The organism is Bacteroides sp. (assembly GCF_029057325.1).
Lineage (GTDB): Bacteria > Bacteroidota > Bacteroidia > Bacteroidales > Bacteroidaceae > Bacteroides.
In genome coordinates this window covers 1-2756 of the sequence record NZ_JAICZW010000114.1, presented here as the reverse complement: position 1 = coordinate 2756, position 2756 = coordinate 1, and the positions used below count along the sequence as shown (strand labels likewise).

General features: G+C 54.5%; 1 protein-coding gene and 1 pseudogene. One reads left to right on the top strand and one right to left on the bottom strand.

Features of this window, described 5'->3' with window-relative positions; genetic code table 11:
* Positions 1-302, bottom strand: a pseudogene (locus tag K2G43_RS07090) (phenylacetate--CoA ligase); the annotation flags it as partial.
* 221 nt (positions 303-523) lie between these two features.
* On the opposite strand from K2G43_RS07090, the gene uvrB reads away from it, so the two are divergent.
* Complete coding sequence (gene uvrB / locus K2G43_RS07085; RefSeq protein WP_300153766.1) at positions 524-2575, top strand: excinuclease ABC subunit UvrB; 2052 nt, start codon at positions 524-526, stop codon at positions 2573-2575.
* The last annotated feature ends 181 nt before the right edge of the window (positions 2576-2756 follow it).

The window sequence follows — 2756 nt, the reverse complement described above, 5'->3', positions numbered from 1 at the left end:
CCCACCACGGTAGGCTTTCCGGTGGTTCCCGACGAAGCGTGGATGCGCACAATCTGGCTCATCGGCACGGCGCAAAGCCCGAAGGGATAGTTGTCGCGCAAATCATATTTTGTCGTGAAAGGCAGTTTCACGATGTCGTCTATGCTGTTAATGTCATCGGGAGTGACCCCCAATTCCTGCATCTTCTTACGGTAGAAGGGGGTGTCGTGATAGACACGCTCCACGGTTTTCTTCAGGCGAATGCCCTGGATTTTGCGAAGGCTTTCGCGGTCCATGCATTCAATGCTCTCGTTCCAAATCATGTTTTATGGTATTTAACGGTTATTTATCAATGCCGCAAAGTAAATAATTTTTTTGTTTATCTCAAAGATTTTACCGAATATTGCCGATTCAAAGCCACGGCTCTTTCATTGACAGGGGCTAAAAGGAGTTAGAGGAATTATCGGCCGACAAGCCGGCTTAGGAGTGACAACTCCTTTTAACTCCTGCAAATCGAAAAAGCCGCGATTCAAAGCAAAGAAAAATGAACAAATTCGAATTAACATCCGCCTACCAGCCCACCGGCGACCAACCGGAAGCCATCGCACAGCTCACCGAAGGCGTGCGCCAGGGACTTCCCGCACAGACGCTGCTCGGCGTTACCGGTTCGGGAAAGACATTCACCATCGCCAACGTCATCGCCCAAATCAACAAGCCCACCCTGGTACTGAGCCACAACAAGACGCTTGCCGCCCAATTGTACAGCGAGTTCAAGGGCTTCTTTCCGAACAACGCCGTTGAATACTACGTCTCCTACTACGACTACTACCAGCCCGAAGCCTACCTGCCCGCATCGGACACCTATATCGAGAAAGACCTCGCCATCAACGACGAGATAGACAAACTGCGCCTTGCCGCCACCTCCGCCCTGCTCTCCGGCAGAAAGGACGTGGTGGTGGTCTCCTCCGTGTCGTGCATCTACGGCATGGGAAACCCCTCCGACTTCTACAACAACGTCATCGAAGTGCAGCAAGGCAAAAACTTCAGCCGCAACGTCTTCCTGCGCCGGCTGGTAGAGAGCCTCTACGTGCGCAACGACATCGACCTGAACCGCGGGAACTTCCGCGTGAAAGGCGACACTGTGGACATCTACCTGGCCTACGCCGACAACCTGCTGCGCGTCGTGTTCTGGGGCGACGAAGTGGACAGCATCGAAGAGGTGGACCCCGTAAGCGGCGTGACGGTCTCCCGTTTCGACACCTATAAAATCTACCCCGCCAACCTCTTCATGACCACCAAAGAGGCCACCCTGCGCGCCATCCACGAAATAGAGGACGACCTGCACAAGCAGGTGCAATGGTTCGAGAGCGAAGGACGCCCGTTTGAAGCCAAACGCCTGCAGGAACGGGTGACATACGACATGGAAATGATACGCGAATTGGGACACTGCTCAGGCATCGAGAACTATTCGCGCTACTTCGACGGACGTGCGGCCGGTACCCGCCCCTACTGCCTGCTCGACTTCTTTCCCGAAGATTTCCTGATAGTTATCGACGAGAGCCACGTCAGCGTTCCGCAGATACGCGCCATGTATGGAGGCGACCGCGCCCGCAAGGTGAACCTCGTGGAATACGGCTTCCGCCTGCCTGCCGCCATGGACAACCGCCCCCTGAAGTTCGACGAGTTTGAAGAGATGGCGAAACAGGTGATTTACGTCAGCGCCACGCCTGCCGACTATGAACTGATGAAATCGGAAGGCATCGTGGTGGAACAGGTCATCCGTCCCACAGGCCTGCTGGACCCCATCATCGAAGTACGCCCCAGCCAGAACCAGATAGACGACCTGATGGAAGAGATTCAGCAGCGCATCGAGAAAGACGAGCGTACCCTCGTCACCACCCTCACCAAACGCATGGCGGAAGAGCTGACCGAATACCTGCTGAACAACAACGTGCGGTGCAACTACATCCACAGCGACGTGGATACCCTGGAGCGCGTGCAAATCATGAGCGACCTGCGCGACGGCCTCTACGACGTGCTGGTAGGAGTCAACCTGCTGCGCGAAGGCCTCGACTTGCCCGAAGTCTCCTTAGTCGCCATCCTCGATGCGGACAAAGAAGGCTTCCTCCGCTCCCACCGCTCGCTGACACAGACCGCCGGACGTGCCGCCCGCAACGTGAACGGCATGGTCATCATGTATGCCGACAAAATCACGGACAGCATGCAGCTGACCATCGACGAAACCAACCGCCGCCGCGAGAAGCAGCTGAGGTACAACGAAGAGCACGGCATCACCCCCCAACAAATCAAGAAGGCGAAAGGCCTTCATGTATTCGCCACCTCCGAAACCACCGGCGACAAGGCCGACAAGAGCCCCACAAGCTCCGCTCCCCGCCCCTACGTGGAGAAAGAGACAGCCTCATCCGCTGCCGCCGACCCGATTGTGCAATACATGAGCCGTGCCCAACTGGAGAAGAGCATCGAACGCACAAAGAAGCTGATGCAAGAAGCCGCCAAACGGCTCGACTTCATCGAAGCCGCCCAATACCGCGACGAAGTGCTGAAGATGGAAGAGATGCTGCAAGAGAAGGCATGAAACAATGAACAACAAGCTATCTTTTGATGAAAAAGAAGCATAGTTTTCAGAAAAGAAAAGCCCGTTTTTTTCCTTAAAAAATATTTAGAAGAAAAGAAAAAACGGGCAATGCCTATAATAAGTGTTATAAAAACCGGATTTATCGCACCCTGCCCTTGCAAGTTTCAGGAAAGTCCGTATA